11 protein-coding genes are annotated in these 14,035 nt (G+C 69.2%); 5 read left to right on the forward strand and 6 right to left on the reverse strand.

Annotation, left to right across the window (positions count from 1 at the left end; translation table 11 throughout):
- Window positions 1-179 precede the first annotated feature (179 nt).
- A complete protein-coding gene (locus NBG84_RS11760; protein ID WP_250919302.1) occupies window positions 180-1,259 on the forward strand; it encodes a MerR family transcriptional regulator in 1,080 nt (359 codons plus the stop codon).
- A 10-nt stretch (window positions 1,260-1,269) separates the two neighbouring features.
- Here NBG84_RS11760 and NBG84_RS11765 read toward each other — a convergent pair whose 3' ends face one another.
- Window positions 1,270-4,398, reverse strand: a complete 3,129-nt coding sequence (locus tag NBG84_RS11765; RefSeq protein WP_250919303.1) for an ATP-binding protein — start codon at window positions 4,396-4,398, stop codon at window positions 1,270-1,272.
- 285 nt (window positions 4,399-4,683) lie between these two features.
- On the opposite strand from NBG84_RS11765, the gene NBG84_RS11770 reads away from it, so the two are divergent.
- On the forward strand, window positions 4,684-4,977 hold the full coding sequence (locus tag NBG84_RS11770; protein ID WP_250919372.1) for a hypothetical protein: 294 nt from the start codon (window positions 4,684-4,686) through the stop codon (window positions 4,975-4,977).
- Here NBG84_RS11770 and NBG84_RS11775 read toward each other — a convergent pair.
- The 4 genes from NBG84_RS11775 to NBG84_RS11795 all read right to left on the reverse strand — a co-directional run bounded on the left by NBG84_RS11775 (window position 4,935) and on the right by NBG84_RS11795 (window position 8,352).
- A complete protein-coding gene (locus NBG84_RS11775; RefSeq protein WP_250919304.1) occupies window positions 4,935-5,546 on the reverse strand; it encodes an FMN reductase in 612 nt (203 codons plus the stop codon). The genes NBG84_RS11770 and NBG84_RS11775 overlap by 43 nt on opposite strands.
- A gap of 2 nt (window positions 5,547-5,548) precedes the next feature.
- Window positions 5,549-6,631: an LLM class flavin-dependent oxidoreductase gene (locus tag NBG84_RS11780; RefSeq protein ID WP_250919305.1), complete on the reverse strand. Its 1,083-nt coding sequence runs from the start codon at window positions 6,629-6,631 to the stop codon at window positions 5,549-5,551.
- Between the two features lie 350 nt (window positions 6,632-6,981).
- Entirely contained in the window at window positions 6,982-7,755 is a 774-nt protein-coding gene (locus NBG84_RS11785; RefSeq protein WP_250919306.1) for a bestrophin-like domain, read from the reverse strand.
- 399 nt (window positions 7,756-8,154) lie between these two features.
- The gene (locus tag NBG84_RS11795) at window positions 8,155-8,352 is read right to left on the reverse strand and encodes a hypothetical protein (RefSeq protein WP_285366626.1); all 198 of its coding nucleotides are present in this window, start codon (window positions 8,350-8,352) and stop codon (window positions 8,155-8,157) included.
- Between the two features lie 42 nt (window positions 8,353-8,394).
- On the opposite strand from NBG84_RS11795, the gene NBG84_RS11800 reads away from it, so the two are divergent.
- Both NBG84_RS11800 and NBG84_RS11805 read left to right on the forward strand, forming a co-directional pair.
- Complete coding sequence (locus tag NBG84_RS11800) at window positions 8,395-8,733, forward strand: hypothetical protein (RefSeq protein WP_250919373.1); 339 nt, start codon at window positions 8,395-8,397, stop codon at window positions 8,731-8,733.
- A 740-nt stretch (window positions 8,734-9,473) separates the two neighbouring features.
- Window positions 9,474-9,677: a hypothetical protein gene (locus NBG84_RS11805; RefSeq protein WP_250919307.1), complete on the forward strand. Its 204-nt coding sequence runs from the start codon at window positions 9,474-9,476 to the stop codon at window positions 9,675-9,677.
- A 311-nt stretch (window positions 9,678-9,988) separates the two neighbouring features.
- Here the strand turns inward: NBG84_RS11805 and NBG84_RS11810 are convergent, their stop codons facing one another.
- A complete protein-coding gene (locus tag NBG84_RS11810; protein WP_250919368.1) occupies window positions 9,989-11,098 on the reverse strand; it encodes a magnesium and cobalt transport protein CorA in 1,110 nt (369 codons plus the stop codon).
- 373 nt (window positions 11,099-11,471) lie between these two features.
- Here NBG84_RS11810 and NBG84_RS11815 point away from each other — a divergent pair, with 373 nt between their 5' ends.
- On the forward strand, window positions 11,472-13,967 hold the full coding sequence (locus NBG84_RS11815; RefSeq protein WP_250919308.1) for a hypothetical protein: 2,496 nt from the start codon (window positions 11,472-11,474) through the stop codon (window positions 13,965-13,967).
- Window positions 13,968-14,035: the final 68 nt, after the last annotated feature.

Raw genomic sequence — 14,035 nt, forward strand, 5'->3', positions numbered from 1 at the left:
AGAACGGCGGGAACGGGCCAGCGGGAACGGGACAACGCACAGAGAAAATGAGAATGAGGGGCGACGGGGCGACGGGAACGGAACTGGGGGAGCGGAACAGGGACCGTTGACCTTCCTCCCAGGGGAAGCCCCAGCATCGAGAGCACCGGGAGGTTCAACCCGGTGCGAGGAGGAACCGCATGGGCAAGCTGACGATCGGGGCCTTCGCCCGGGCGTCCAGGCTCTCCGCGAAAGCGCTGCGCCGCTATGACGACCTGGGTCTGTTGCCACCGGCGAGCGTCGATGAGTCCTCGGGCTACCGGTACTACGACGTGAGCCAGTTGGAGCGGGCCCGACTGGTCGCCTGGCTACGCCGGATCGAGATGCCCCTGGCCCGGATCGGTGAGGTCTGCGATCTCCATCAGTCCGATCCGACTGCCGCGGCCCACGCCGTACGGGCGTACTGGGCCCAGGTGGAGGCCGATGTCGCCACCCGCCGCGACCTGGCGTTCTTCCTCGCTGATCAGATGTCCCAGCTCTCAGGAGAGGCAGCCGCCATGACTTCACTCGGTATCCGCTATGCCGCGAGGACAGACCCCGGTCTGGTGCGCGAGACCAATCAGGACGCCGCATACGCCACCTCACGGCTGCTCGCCGTCGCCGACGGTTACGGAGGCCAGGGCGCGACCGCCAGCCTGGCCGCCATCGACGCCCTTCGGGAGCTGGACGGCTCCCCCGCTGGGGGCGAGCCGTCCACCCGGGCCGGAGATCTGCTCAACGCCCTGGAAGACGCCGTGCAGCAGGCCGATACGGCCCTCCACGACTATCCCGATTCCGGTTCGACCCTGACCGCGATGGTGTGGACCGGCTCCCGGCTGGCCCTCGTCCATATCGGCGACACCCGGGCCCAGTTGCTGCGTGGCGGTGAGCTCTTCCGCATCACCCACGATCACACGGTGACCCAAGCCATGGTGGACGCCGGCAGCCTCACCCAGGAGGAGGCGGCCTCCCACCCCCAACGGGCGCTGCTGCTGCGCGCTCTCGGCGGAAGTGAGGCACCCGCCCGTCCGGATCTGCGGCTGCATGAGGCGCGCGCCGGGGATCGGTATCTGCTCTGCTCGGACGGTCTGTTCACGGTGGTGCCGGACGAGGGGATACGACGGGTACTGGAGTCAGCGGCGGACCCGGAAGAGACGGTGTCGGAGCTGATCGCCCTGGCCCATCGTGAGGGCGGCCCGGACAACATCGCCTGTGTGGTGGCGGATGTGGTCCCGATCTAGCACCGCATTCTCATAGTCGCCACTCCACGGGCGCCACCGGACGGTAGGCACAGTGCGCGCCCGTGGTCACCGACTCCCGCAGATGCGCGGCCAGCTCAGGATGGAGGGCGTCCAGCTTGCGCAGGGTGTCGCGGATGCGCGCTGTCACCGTCTTACGGGCGCGCTCCGCCTCGTCCCCCAGCCGACGGGTACGCCCGCCCAGGCCCGCTGCCGTGCGCAACTCATCGAGGAGCGCGACTCGTTCGCGGTCGAACTCCGCAGCCCTATGGGTGTCGCCCAGCTCTGCCGCACGGTCTATCTCCTCATCCAGCCTCTCCAGCCGAAGCCGGTAGCGGGACTTGGCCTCCTCATCGAGGACCGGGTCCGCGCCGAAGCGATGGGCTGCGAGGACGGTGGCGCCACCCGCCGGGTCAAGCAGTGCCACCGCGGGCACATCCTCACCCGAGTGGGAGAGCAGGGCGTGGAGATCCCGTAGGCCCTTCGCCTCCGGCATATGAACCTCACGGCCCGCGAAGGTGAGCGACCAGACAGCCCCATCCCTGCGGAACTCCTGATCCGGGGCGGGCTGAGCAGGCTCGATGGGTTCCCTGATGGGGCCTGGCTCGGACGGTGCGATCAGATGGGTCAGCCCCAACTCCGCTGCGTCCCGGTGCGTGAGCCCCATGAGCTCCGCCGGAGCCATGGCGCCCAGGACGCGGATCAGCGCCGCCCGCGACCGCACGGACCAGGGCCTTGCCCACATCCGGTCCGCCGACTCATATGCCGCCGTGAGCTCGGCCTCCGCTGCGTCCCGATCTCCCAGCGCCTCATCCAGCAGCCCCAGCCAGAGATCCACCGGTCCGCCGAGATCGCATCCATAGAGCGAGACCAGCCACTGCCCGCGGTACGGCGCGAGCGCGGCTCTCGCCTCGGCAATCCGTTCTCTGTCTCCCGTGAGCACCGCGGCTTGGGCGCGGAGTCGCATCCACAACGGGGTGAACATCCTGGGCAGTGGCTCCGGGAGGTCCTGCACCGCGTCCGCCATCCGCACCGCGAGGGCGGTGTTACCGCGCTCGGCGGCCGTCAGGCCCACCAGCAGCTCCGGGTAGGGGTGCCCGGTGGTGTCCAGGCGGTCCACCACAGCCTGGGCCGCGTCGAATCGTCCCTGGAGCAGATCCAGCGCCCACTCCAGATGTGCTTGCATAAAGTCGAAGGGCCCATGGGCCTCCTGGAGTTGGGCCAGTCTCGCCATCCCCTCGCGCGCCTGTGCAAACCGTCCGCACAGCCCCGCGATCAGCGCATTGTCGATCACATGCGCCAACTCGAAACGGCGCAGCCCCGCCCGCTCGGCGACCGAGCTGAAGGTGCGCAGCTGATCCAGATAGCGCGGGTCGGCCAACTCCAGCAGGGTCACCCAGCGCATCGATTGGGCGTGGAGCTCCATCTCCCGGTTCTCGGTGCGATGGCCCACCTCGATCATCTCGTCGGTGAGCGTCAGCCGTTCCTCGGAGGTCCCGAGCCCCCAGATCGCGTCATGCCGAGCCCAGAGCGAGAACGCCAGCGCGTCATCGTCGTCCCCGCTGCGCGCCAGCGCCGTCGTCTGTACCGCCAGCTCCTGCGCGAGCAGTTCGGGCGGCAACGCCGGCTCGTCCCCACTGCCGATGAGCGCCCGATGCGCGTCCCGTAGCAGCTGGGTGTTCTCCGCCTTGCGGGTGGTGAAGTAGTCGTTCTGATGGAGGGTGATCGCGACTCGGGCCAGCAGCTCCGGGTCACGCAGGGGCTTTGCCAGCGCCACCGCCTGCTCAAAGGCACGCTGGCTGTCCTCCGCATCGCCGTGGTGACCACACTCCCCACCCAGTTCCAGATGGATCAGTGCCGCCTTGCGGGTGTCGTCTCCGGCGGCCTCGATCGCCCGCCGGAAATGACCCATGGCCTCTTCGCGGGCGAGTCTGCCCGAAGCGTTGCGCGCGGCGACCAACAGCAGCTCGACCCTTTTCTCCCGGTCGAGTTCCTCCCCCGCCAGATAGGCGTGCCGCGCCAGATCGGCCGGCACCATCTTGTCGTTGAGCACCGGTGCCGCATCCAACGCCCTGACGACCGCGGCATGCCTGCTCCTGGTCTCGGCCTCGGCCAACTCGTCGTACAGCGTCTCCCGTACGAGGTCGTGCGCGAAGGCGAATCGCCCGCCCGCGCGGGGTGTCACCAGCCGGGAGGCGACTGCGCGCTCCAGCAGCCGGTCGACCTGCGGCACCGGCGCTGACACCGCCGCCGCCAGCACCTGGCGGTGGAACTCCCGCCCGAGCACGGCGGCCGTCTCCAGCAGCGAGCTCACCGAGTCGGGCAGCAGCGCCAGCCGTCGCCGCACCGCCTCCCGCACCCCGGGGGCAACGGTGGTCACCGGGCTGCCGCTACGCCAGATCCGGGCCGTCTGCTCCACGAAGAACGGGTTGCCACCCGTGCGCCGAAAGACCTCGTCGACCATCGCGGGCTCCGGCTCGACCCCCGCCGTCAGCGCGATCAGCGCACCCACCTCGTCCCGACCAAGACCGGTCAGTGTCACGGTCGCCGCGGCCCGGGCGGTCAGGGGAAGGATCAGGTGCCGCAGGGGATGGTCGGCGGCCTCCACCTCCACATCCCGGTAGGTGCCGACCAGCAGCAACCGCTCGAACCAGGCGTGCTGTGCGGCGAATTCAAGGAGCTTGAGCGAGGCCGAATCCGCCCAGTGCAGATCATCGAGCACCACGACCAGCGGTCGCTGCTGGGAGAAGGTGACCAGCGCGGTCGTCACCGCGTCATAGAGCGCGAAGCTCTCGCCGCCCTCGCGGGATTCGCCCAACTCCTCCCCGAGCAGTGCGCCTAGCCGCCCTCCCGCCGCCTTCTCCAGCTGGGGCCAGTCGTCCCCGGCGCTACGCCGAAGTGCGCGCACCACCTGGACCCAGGGCCAGTACCCCGGGGCGCTGTCCGAATCCCAGCAGGAGCCACCGAGCACCAGGGCGCCACGCCGCCGCGCCTCGTCGGCGGCATCCGTGACCAGCGAGGTCTTGCCGATCCCGGCTTCACCGGTGACCAGCACGAGACCGCCGTGGCTCTCGGTCGCCCGGCCGATCTCGGTCCTGAGGACGCCCGCGGGATGGTCGCGTCCGATCAGTGCAGGGGTCATGTCGAAACCATAGGAGGTGGCACTGACAGTCCGCATGGGGGAATTCCCCCGCCCGCCCTCGGAACTGGCCCTTGCCTCGCTCCTCGCCCGGCCTCGGACTGGCCCGCGCCCGGCCTCGCTCCTCGCCCCTCGCCTCGCTCCTCGCCTCGCTCCCCGCCCGGCCCCCAGGTCGCCGTCCCGCCCCCCGTCTACCCCTCACCCGCCCCTTCCGCTCTGTCCCGGCCGCCCCGGGCCTGTCCTCTATGGTCCAAGTCGGGTTTCGTTCGGTGATGCTGCCGTTCGGTGGTGCTTTCGCTCGTTTCACGGTCTTGCGCCGCCCAAGCCGACAGCGCCCAAGCCGACAGCGCCTACACCCGCACCGGCAACGGCACCCGCACCCACACCCGCACCGGCAACGGCACCCGCACCCACACCCGCACCGGCAACATCACCCGCACCTGGAGCGCCCAGTGCCACGCGGAATCGACGAAGGCCCGAGCCATCGCGGACTCGGGCCTTCGGCACCGTTCAGCACGGCGTTGTCGCTCCCACCGCCACTACGCGATGGGCAGTGCCGCCACCGGCGAGGACGAGTCGTAGGCCTGCTCCCGGCGGGGGGTGCTGGCCATCAGCCGCGCGAACTGCTCGCCCGCCCGGTCGATCCGCACCGGCAGGGTGTCGGTGAGCGCGTCGCCCGTACCGCCCCAGTCCTCCGAGGCCGCGTACACGGCCGTCGGAGCGACGATCGCCCGCAGATAGGCGAAGAGCGGGCGCAGCGCGTGTTCCAGCACCAGCGAGTGCCGGGCCGTGCCACCGGTCGCCCCCACCAACACCGGCTTCCCGGTCAGGGCATCGGGATCGATCAGGTCGAAGAACGACTTGAAGAGCCCGCTGTACGAGGCGGTGAACACGGGGGTCACGGCGATCACACCATCGGACTGGGTCACCGCTTCGATCGCCTCATCGAGCGTGGGCGGCGGAAAGCCGGTGACCAGGTGGTTGGCGATGGGTACTGCCAGCTCACGCAACTCGATGACGCGTACCTCAACGTCCATGCCCTGCCCCGCCAGGCCCGCCCGTACCGCCTCGGTGAGGCGGTCGGCCAGCAGACGGGTCGATGAGGGCACGCTCAGACCGGCGGACACAGCCACCAGCTTCAGTGTCTTCATCGTTACGCCTCCTTACGGGCGGCAATGACGGCGGGGTGGAGCGGGGCACTCTCGGGCACCCCGGCGGGCCGCAGCTTCGCGAACTCCTTGCGCAGCACCGGGACGACCTCCTCGCCGAGGATGTCGAGCTGCTCCAGCACCGTCTTCAGCGGCAGACCGGCGTGGTCCATCAGGAACAGCTGGCGCTGGTAGTCGCCCACGGCGTCGCGGAAGCCAAGGGTCCGTTCGATCACCTGTTGCGGCGATCCGACGGTCAGCGGGGTCTGCTCGCTGAAGTCCTCCAGCGAGGGACCGTGACCGTAGACCGGCGCGTTGTCGAAGTACGGTCGGAACTCGCGGACCGCGTCCTGCGAGTTCTTACGCATGTACACCTGACCGCCGAGTCCGACAATGGCCTGCTCGGGCGTGCCATGGCCGTAGTGCGCGTACCGCTTCCGATAGAGCTCCACCATCTTCTTGGTGTGGCTCATGGGCCAGAAGATGTTGTTGTGGAAGAAGCCGTCACCGTAGTAGGCGGCCTGCTCCGCGATCTCGGGGGAGCGGATCGAGCCGTGCCAGACGAACGGCGGGACGCCGTCCATCGGGCGCGGGGTGGAGGTGAAGGACTGGAGCGGGGTTCGGAACTTGCCCTCCCAGTCCACCACGTCCTCCCGCCACAACTTGTGCAGCAGCGAGTAGTTCTCCAGGGCCAGCGGTATGCCCTGTCGGATGTCCTTGCCGAACCACGGATAGACCGGACCGGTGTTACCCCGGCCCATCATCAGGTCCACCCGGCCATCGGCGAGGTGCTGGAGGTAGGCGTAGTCCTCAGCGATCTTCACCGGGTCATTGGTGGTGATGAGGGTGGTGGAGGTGGAGAGGATCAGGTTCTCGGTACGGGCCGCGATATGTCCCAGCAGCGTCGTGGGGGACGAGGGGACGAACGGCGGGTTGTGGTGCTCGCCGGTGGCGAAGACGTCGAGACCGACCTCTTCGACCTTCTGAGCGATGGCGACCGTCGCCTTGATCCGCTCGTGCTCGCTCGGCGTACGACCGTTGGTCGGGTCGGTCGTGACATCGCCGACGGTGAAGATGCCGAACTGCATGGAGCTCACCTCTCGGGGTAGGGCTTCAACCTAAGTGGTTGAATGTTGAATCAAACCCTATAACGAGAGCCCCCTCGCCGCTATTCCTGCCCGGGTCCACCCTGTGGTCCGACCCCTCGTAAACCCCTTCCCGACTGGTGTTATGGCATCGGTCGAACATTTTCGCCGCTCTGTCGCTCCTCCTGTGAGGTCCTGTCTGTATTCCGCCCATATACGAACAAGTCATTACGCTCTGCTACATCTGGATCATCACGCGGCGCCTGCAATGCGCCTGCGCCCCGCCCGCACCACGGCTTTCGACCGACTGTCGAGCCCGGTCGTCGAGGCGGCTGTCGAACCGCCGTCTGCGGCTATTTCGCCGCGGAGAAGAGTTGTCTGAACGCATCCGCCGAATCCGAGCCCGAGCGCCCGAAGGGGGCGTCGAAGTCCCACACCAGGAAGAGGAGGAAGGCGATCAGCGCGCTGAAGAGCCCGGCGAGCAGTAGCTCCCTCGGCGAGCGGCCGATATGCATGGTGAAGATCAATCCGACGGTCACCAGCGCCCCGATGATCAGACCGAACCAGACCACACCCGGCAGGGTCGCCCCCGCGTTCTGCTCCCGTGCGTTGCGGGCGTCATCCGCGATGGAGACCTGGTCCAGCATGGGTTGGTACGCCTGTGCCTCCAGCTCATCGGAGGGGGCACGTTGCGCGATGTCCGTCCGTACGGTGTCCAGCAGTTGGTTGCCGCGGTCGGACAGCTCATCGCCGGCCGTCATCCGCGGCCACTCCTTGTCGACGACATAGGAGACATAGGCGTCGATGTCCTCGCGCAGCTTCTCCTGGACATCGGGCGGGAAGACCTCCGCCCGCTGGGTGATCTCGTAGAGCGACTGCGCCTCTCGCCGTACATCGTCCTGGGCGGTGCTGCGCGCCTCCCAGACTCCGGCGATCGCGAGGCCGAGCACGATGGCGTAGACAACGCCGACCATCATCGTCATGTACTCAAGGACGTCGGGCGTCTCGTCGTGGTCGTCGTCCGGGACTGCCCGGGACTCGCGTCTGTGCTGGCTGAACAGGGTGGCGGTGAGGACGACGGCACAGGCGGCGGCCATCGCGATGGCCAGGACCAGCCATTCGGACATGGGGGTTCTCCGTGCTGTTCGGGGGGTTTGCTGTGCTGTGACTTCGGTTCGCTGGGGTGGTTTCGGGCGCGGGAGGCCGCTCAGCGGCCCGCTCGGCCGGTACTGCGGGGTTGGACGGGCCGTCAGCGACCGCGCCGGGGCCGCAGGATGGCGGCGGCGAGGATGGCCGGTGTGGTGGTCGTGAGCGTCAGGATCACCAGGGGGAGCCCGTCCGAACGCTGCTTCCGCGGAATCGGGTGGTACTTCCGTACGGGGAAGGCCTGCGGCGGCTCGGCCGGTGGCGAACTACTGGGGGGCGGGCTGCTCGGCGTCGCCGAAGGCAGCGGCCGGGGCCCGGGAAGCGCGGGGGACACAGCGCGGGGAGGCTCGACCCGGGGCGCGCGAGGAGCCGGCGGGACCTCAGCGGGCGGCGGTGCGGGCGCCGGGGGCGGTGTCGGCGTCGGCGCGGGGGGCGGCGTGGGGCTGGGAGTGGGCTTGGGCGTCGGGGTCGGAGTCGGGCTGGGCGTCGGGGTCGGAGTCGGGGTTGGCGTCGGAGTCGGCGTGGGCGTCGGGGTGGGCGTGGGTGTCGGTGTTGGTGTTGGTGTCGGGGTGGGGCAAGGTGGCGGTGGAGGCGGTGGCGGGCAGTCCGTGAAGAGATGGATGGACACCGAGATGTCGACGGAGATGGGCAACGGCCCGTCGACGGACACGGACGCCGAGCCACAGACGAGCCCGGGTACCGAGACATACGACGACACATCGATGGGGAACGCCGTGCGGAACGCGCCCGCCGCCCGGGACGGGGCGAACACGGGCCGTGGAACGGAGCTGGCGGGCTTCTGCCGGTGCTTCCGAGCCGCTGCCGCCGTCGGTGCCGGTGTGTGCTCCACGGGCACTGTTACGGGTACGGGTACGAGCGCTGAGGCCGTTGTGTCGCGGCGACCCGCCGCACCGGTTGCGGTGGGGGCCGGTTCGTCCGCGAGAGGGGTCTGCGCCTGACCGCGAGCGGCCTCGGTGGAAGTCTTCGGTGCTGAGGCTGCCGGGTGGGACTTCGCCCGCTCCGAGGGCTCCTTGGGCTCAATCCCGATCGATGGTTCAGCTCCGTAGTTGACCCTCGTCCCCGCCTTGGCCCCGGCCTCGGCACTGGCTTCGGTCCCGGACCTGGGCCCGGCCTCTGGAGCGGACGCGGACTCTGCCTCGGCCCTGGACTCTGCCTCGGCCCTGGACCCTGCCTCGGGCCCACCGGTCGACCCCGCCGAGGTCGCTCCCGGCTTCGGGTCCGTCTCTTCCGCCGTTGCGCCGTCGGAGTACGAGTCAACGGCCTGACCGGACCGCTGAGATCGGCCGGCTCGTTCAGCTGCTCCGTCGTCCGCCCGGACTCCGCTTCCTGTCCTCGACGCGGCCGCTTCCGCGGACGCCGACGCATGGATCGTCTCTGTCCCGGCACCGCCCGCAGCAGTGGCCACAGCCACCCCCTGCGAGCCGACAATCGCCGCGATCCCCAGCGCGCTCAACTGCTGCCATCCCGCCACATTCGTACGGTAGGGGCACAGCGGGGCACAGAGTGGACCATCGTCCGGATAAATCAATTAGACGTTTGTCTGATACCTCACCCACATGTCCCACATTCGGCGCGGGGGTCACATAGGTTGATCCCTGCATCAGTGCACGGGCTCAGCGCCCCGCGCGGAGTACTTCGGAATGCGGGTTCTGATGACCCGTGAGAGGTTCGCCGGGTGATGAGTTTCTTGATCGCCGCCCTGTCGGTCCCCATGGTCGCCGCCTGCTCCGTGGTCGCGCTCATGCTGCTCGGCACCTCCGCCCTCCGCTTCTCCAGCGCGGGCCGTACCGACCCCTCCGACGAGGCGCGTTCGGTGGTGCTCGCGATCTACGGCTGTGTGATCGCCCTGATGACCCTGGGGCTCTTCGTCACCCTGCTGTAGCGGGAGCACCAGGTCTGCGGGATCGGTTGGTTGACGTGGTGTCACCGTCACCGCCGCGGCGCTGGGAGTCGGCGGACGCCGACCTGGAGCGGCCCTCGACGCCTGCTCCCGGTTCGACGACCGACTCAGGATGGTTGGCCGGGCCCGGAGCGTCGACCCACTTCGGACGGTCGTCGCCCTGGTGTGTCGCGTACGGCCCGTCTCCGCGCAGGACAGCGCTCACCCTGTGCTCGGGCGTCGACGAGCCGCGTCACGAACGGCCGGCCCCTGGCCCTCCCACCCCGAAGGGTCGGCTCGGCGAGAGGCCCGGTTCAGAGCCAGCCATTGCGGCGGAAACTCCGATGGATCAGCACACACGCGGTGGCCATGACCGTGAGCACCAGCGGATACCCATAGGTCCAACCCAGCTCCGGCATGTACGTGAAGTTCATTCCGTACATCCCGCACACCATGGTCGGTACGGCCACTATCGCCGCCCATGCCGTGATCTTGCGCATGTCCTCGTTCTGGGCGACCGTCACCTGGGCGAGATGGGCCTGGAGGATCGAGTCGAGGAGCGAGTCATAGGAGCCGAGTTGCTCGCTCAGTCGGGCGAGATGGTCGACGACATCGCGGAAGTACGGCTGCATCTCGGCGCCGGTCGGCGGTAGCGGAGTGGTGGCCAGCAACCGGATCGGGCGTTCCAGCGGGCTGGCCGACCGCTTGAGTTCCATGAGCTCCCGCTTGAGCAGATAGATGCGGCTGGCGTCATAGCGCCCGGCCTGCTCACTGAAGACCGCGGCCTCCACATCGTCGACATCGTGCTGTACGGCGTCGGCGACGGTGAGGTAGTCGTCGACGACCTGGTCGGCGATGGCGTGCAGGACGGCCGCCGGACCCTTGGCCAGCTGATCCGGTCTTGCCTCCAGGGACTCGCGCATCGGGCCCAGGGAGCCGTGGCCTCCATGGCGGACGGTGAGGACGAAGTCAGGGCCGATGAAGACCATGAGGTCTCCGGTGTCCACGACCTCTCCGGTGATGGTCTGTTCCCGGTGCTCGACATAGCGGCAGGTACGGAACACCGCGAACAGGGTGTCCCCATGTGTCTGGCCGCGCGCGGCCTCGTACCGCTGGAGCTTGGGCCGCTGCTGGGCCTGGACGGCGTCCTCGACGGCCAGCGGATGGAGACCGAACATCTCCGCGAACACGGCCAACTCGATCGCGGTCGGCTCGTGCAGCCCAAACCAGACGAACCCGCGGCCGGCCTTGCGGACCTGCCGCAGGGCGTTCTGCGCGTCACCGTCACAGGGCTGCCGTATGCCGTCCTCGTACACCACGCAATTCACCACCGTGCTACCCAGCGGGGAACGCCCCGGGTGGCTGAGATCGACGGTGGCACGGCGGTAGGTACGACTTATCACTCGGCGCAATTTGCGCAGCATCGGCACGGTGAAGCTCCTTCGGAGGACCGGGCGTCAGTGTGTCATCGGATGGCGATGGACGGCACGATTCCGCAGGCCAGAGCGATACCACAGGGGATTGCCTGGCGCCAGGGGACAAGGGGGTGTGGTGGGGACTGGTCGAGGCGCGAGAATCCCGGGGTGATCCGGCCCCGCCTGGGAGACCACCAGCGTGCTGGCTCGAAGATGCCCAGCGCAGCTGGCTTTATGTGTACCCCTCAACAGACATTTATGGGATCATCGCGAGGAATCATCACACGCGTCACACAGGCCCCTGTTCGGTGTTGGCCCCGGCGCGGCCCACGTCATTTCGCCGGTCCGGGGGGACGTCTTGCACCAGAACCCTTCCACGACCGTGCGATTCCTGAAGTCCACCTTGTACATCGCCGTGCTGCTCACTCTGTCGGTGCTGCTGTCCATGGTGGTGCCCGCGGTGGTCGACTGGGTTCCGGGACGCGGCAGGGAAGCGCCACGGCAGGGGTCGACGGACGGTACCGTCAACAACCCCGAGAACGCCTCCGTCGCCGCATCGGTGCGCACCACGCCGGTTGACCCGCGCCCGCCGCACCTGGCCGCCACGGCGACCCCGCCCGGTGACCGCTCCGGGTGCACCACACTCCCGCTCTCCTCCTTCGGCGATCCCGGCGACGCGGTCGGCAAGTCCATCGTTCCCGCCGGTGGTTCGGTCTGCTACTCCGTCACCACCGGGCGCGCCGGACTCCATCGTGTCCTGCTGGAACGACACTTCGGCAACGCGTACGCCCTTGTCTTCGACGGTGCCACTCAGCTCGACTGCTATGACCCGACCGCGGGCCCGGGCTGGTGCGAGCTGCCCCGGGCCGGTGAGTTCACGGTGAAGGTGGCCAACTACGGCAAGGCTGACAGCGGGACCAGCCTGGCCGTCGTTCCGCTCGCCGACACCACCGGGTGCCGCGGGGGGACCGACACTTCCTGGGCGACGCCCGCGACCACCGGTTCGGTGGACAGCGCGGTGGAGTTGGAGTGCCAGCCGTTCACGGCCGAGGCAGGGGAGCGCATCGCGGTCGACTTCCCAGGCGAGGGGTGGATCACCGACCCCTCCGGCGCTCGGATCTGCCCCCGCGTCAACGCCGACGAGAGCGATGGCTGTGTACTTCCCGGTACGGGCCCCTACCGGGTGATCGCCCGGGTCCGGGAGTCCAGCAGCGGATTCCCCGCCGCCTACACCCTGGGCATCCGGCGGCTGTCCGACCCCTCGGGCTGTGAGTACTCCCCGCTGAACGCCTACAACTCCCCGCCCACGCCCCCCACCGCCGGCGCCGGGTGCAAGATCTTCCCCGCCCCCGCGGCTGGAAGCTATGAGATCCACCGGATCGACCCCGCCGGCGTGCGGTCCGGAGTGAAGGTCTACGACAGGGCCGGTAAGACCGTCTGCAAGCCGTGGGGGCAGTGCACGCTGCCCGCCGCCGGGGACTACACCCTGGTCACCAGCCAAGCCACTTTTGTGTATGACCACACCTCCAGTGCCGGGTGTCAGCCAGGCTCACTCGGCAACCACCTCGGCGACATCGACGCCACGGGAGAGGTGGACTGTCTGGCCCTGCCGCTGGCCCCCGGGGCCAGACTGGCGGCACTGGGGAACCGCGGCGCCGTCAAGGTCGCCCCCCAGGTCAGGGTCGTCGACGCCGACGGTGTCCAGCGCTGCGACGGTGCCGCTCTGGAGCAGGGCACCTGCGGACTGACCGGCAAGGGTCCGCACCGTGCGCTGATCACCGCGGCGGGGGACCTTCCCACCACCGGTGCCTACGCGCTGGCCCTGTATCGCACCGACACCGCGGAGAACTGCACCGTGCTCCCGGCCGGTGACTTCAGCGCCACGACTGCCGCGGCCGCCCTCACCACCGGTGACGGGGTCTTCTCCCACTGTCTGACCATCCCCGCGGGCGATCACAGCATCAGGGAGAACCTCCAGATCCACGCGGCAAGGGGCCCGACCAACGTCACCACCACCGTGGTCGACACCTCCGGCACGAAGGTCTGCGCCCTGCGGCCCGCCCAGTACGCGAACGCCACCTGCGTCCTGGCTCCCGGCACCGCGTACACCGTGCTCGTCTCGGGCGAGGACGCCACCGGTACGTACACCCTCACCCGCCGCGACGTCACCGCCACGGCCAAGGGGTGCATCCCCAACCCGGCGACCGCGGTGGGCGGTCCGTCCACCATCGGCCGACCCGGTGAACCGGGCACCCTGCACTGCCGTCAGGTCACCACTGCCGACGCACGGGACACCCTCCATCTGAACGCCCGCGACGGCGAGGCCACCACCTACACCACCGTTCATGGCGATGACGGCACGATCACCACCTGCCGCTACAGCATTCGCTCCTGTGCGGTCACCGGGTCCACCAGCTACCAAGTCATCGTCACCGTCCCGCAGGGCAGTTCGATCGCGAGCTTCTACCGCTTTGACGCCCTGCGGATCGGCACGGCGGCAGGGCCTGCCCCGGAGTGCCTGAACATCGCCGACGTCAGCCAGGGGTTCGGGCCGCTCACCGGCACTCTGACCGAGCAGCGCACCGCACTCTGCGCGGTGCTGCCCACCGGTAGGAGCGACCGCTTCGACGCCGACATCACCACCGGCACAGATGCCAGCGAACCCGGTCACACCGCGGTCCCCGCCCTCTACGGAAGCGCGCTGAAGAACGGCTGCGCACCCTCCCGCCCGGGCGCCTTCCAGTGCTCCACCCGCGAGCCCACCACCGGCCCGGCCCCCGCGACCATCCTGGTCCTCGGGCTCCCGGAGTCCGCGTCGCAGACGTCCTACCGGGTCTCGTTCTCCTGCCGCTCCACCTCATGCGGCAGGGAGGGTTGAGCTCTCGCCGGGGGCGGCCCACCATCACCGCCCGCCGCTGAACATGGAACGCTGAACCCTTGGAGTGG

It is taken from the genome of Streptomyces albipurpureus, assembly GCF_023701525.1.
In the GTDB taxonomy this organism is placed as follows: Bacteria; Actinomycetota; Actinomycetes; order Streptomycetales; family Streptomycetaceae; genus Streptomyces; species Streptomyces albipurpureus.

Bases quoted from the DNA above. Each gene is read 5' to 3' on its own strand.
- NBG84_RS11760 (WP_250919302.1), top strand. From the start codon at position 180: ATGGGCAAGCTGACGATCGGGGCCTTCGCCCGGGCGTCCAGGCTCTCC.
- NBG84_RS11765 (WP_250919303.1), bottom strand. From the start codon at position 4,398: ATGACCCCTGCACTGATCGGACGCGACCATCCCGCGGGCGTCCTCAGG.
- NBG84_RS11775 (WP_250919304.1), bottom strand. From the start codon at position 5,546: ATGAAGACACTGAAGCTGGTGGCTGTGTCCGCCGGTCTGAGCGTGCCC.
- NBG84_RS11780 (WP_250919305.1), bottom strand. From the start codon at position 6,631: ATGCAGTTCGGCATCTTCACCGTCGGCGATGTCACGACCGACCCGACC.
- NBG84_RS11785 (WP_250919306.1), bottom strand. From the start codon at position 7,755: ATGTCCGAATGGCTGGTCCTGGCCATCGCGATGGCCGCCGCCTGTGCC.
- NBG84_RS11800 (WP_250919373.1), top strand. From the start codon at position 8,395: ATGGACACCGAGATGTCGACGGAGATGGGCAACGGCCCGTCGACGGAC.
- NBG84_RS11805 (WP_250919307.1), top strand. From the start codon at position 9,474: ATGAGTTTCTTGATCGCCGCCCTGTCGGTCCCCATGGTCGCCGCCTGC.
- NBG84_RS11810 (WP_250919368.1), bottom strand. From the start codon at position 11,098: ATGCTGCGCAAATTGCGCCGAGTGATAAGTCGTACCTACCGCCGTGCC.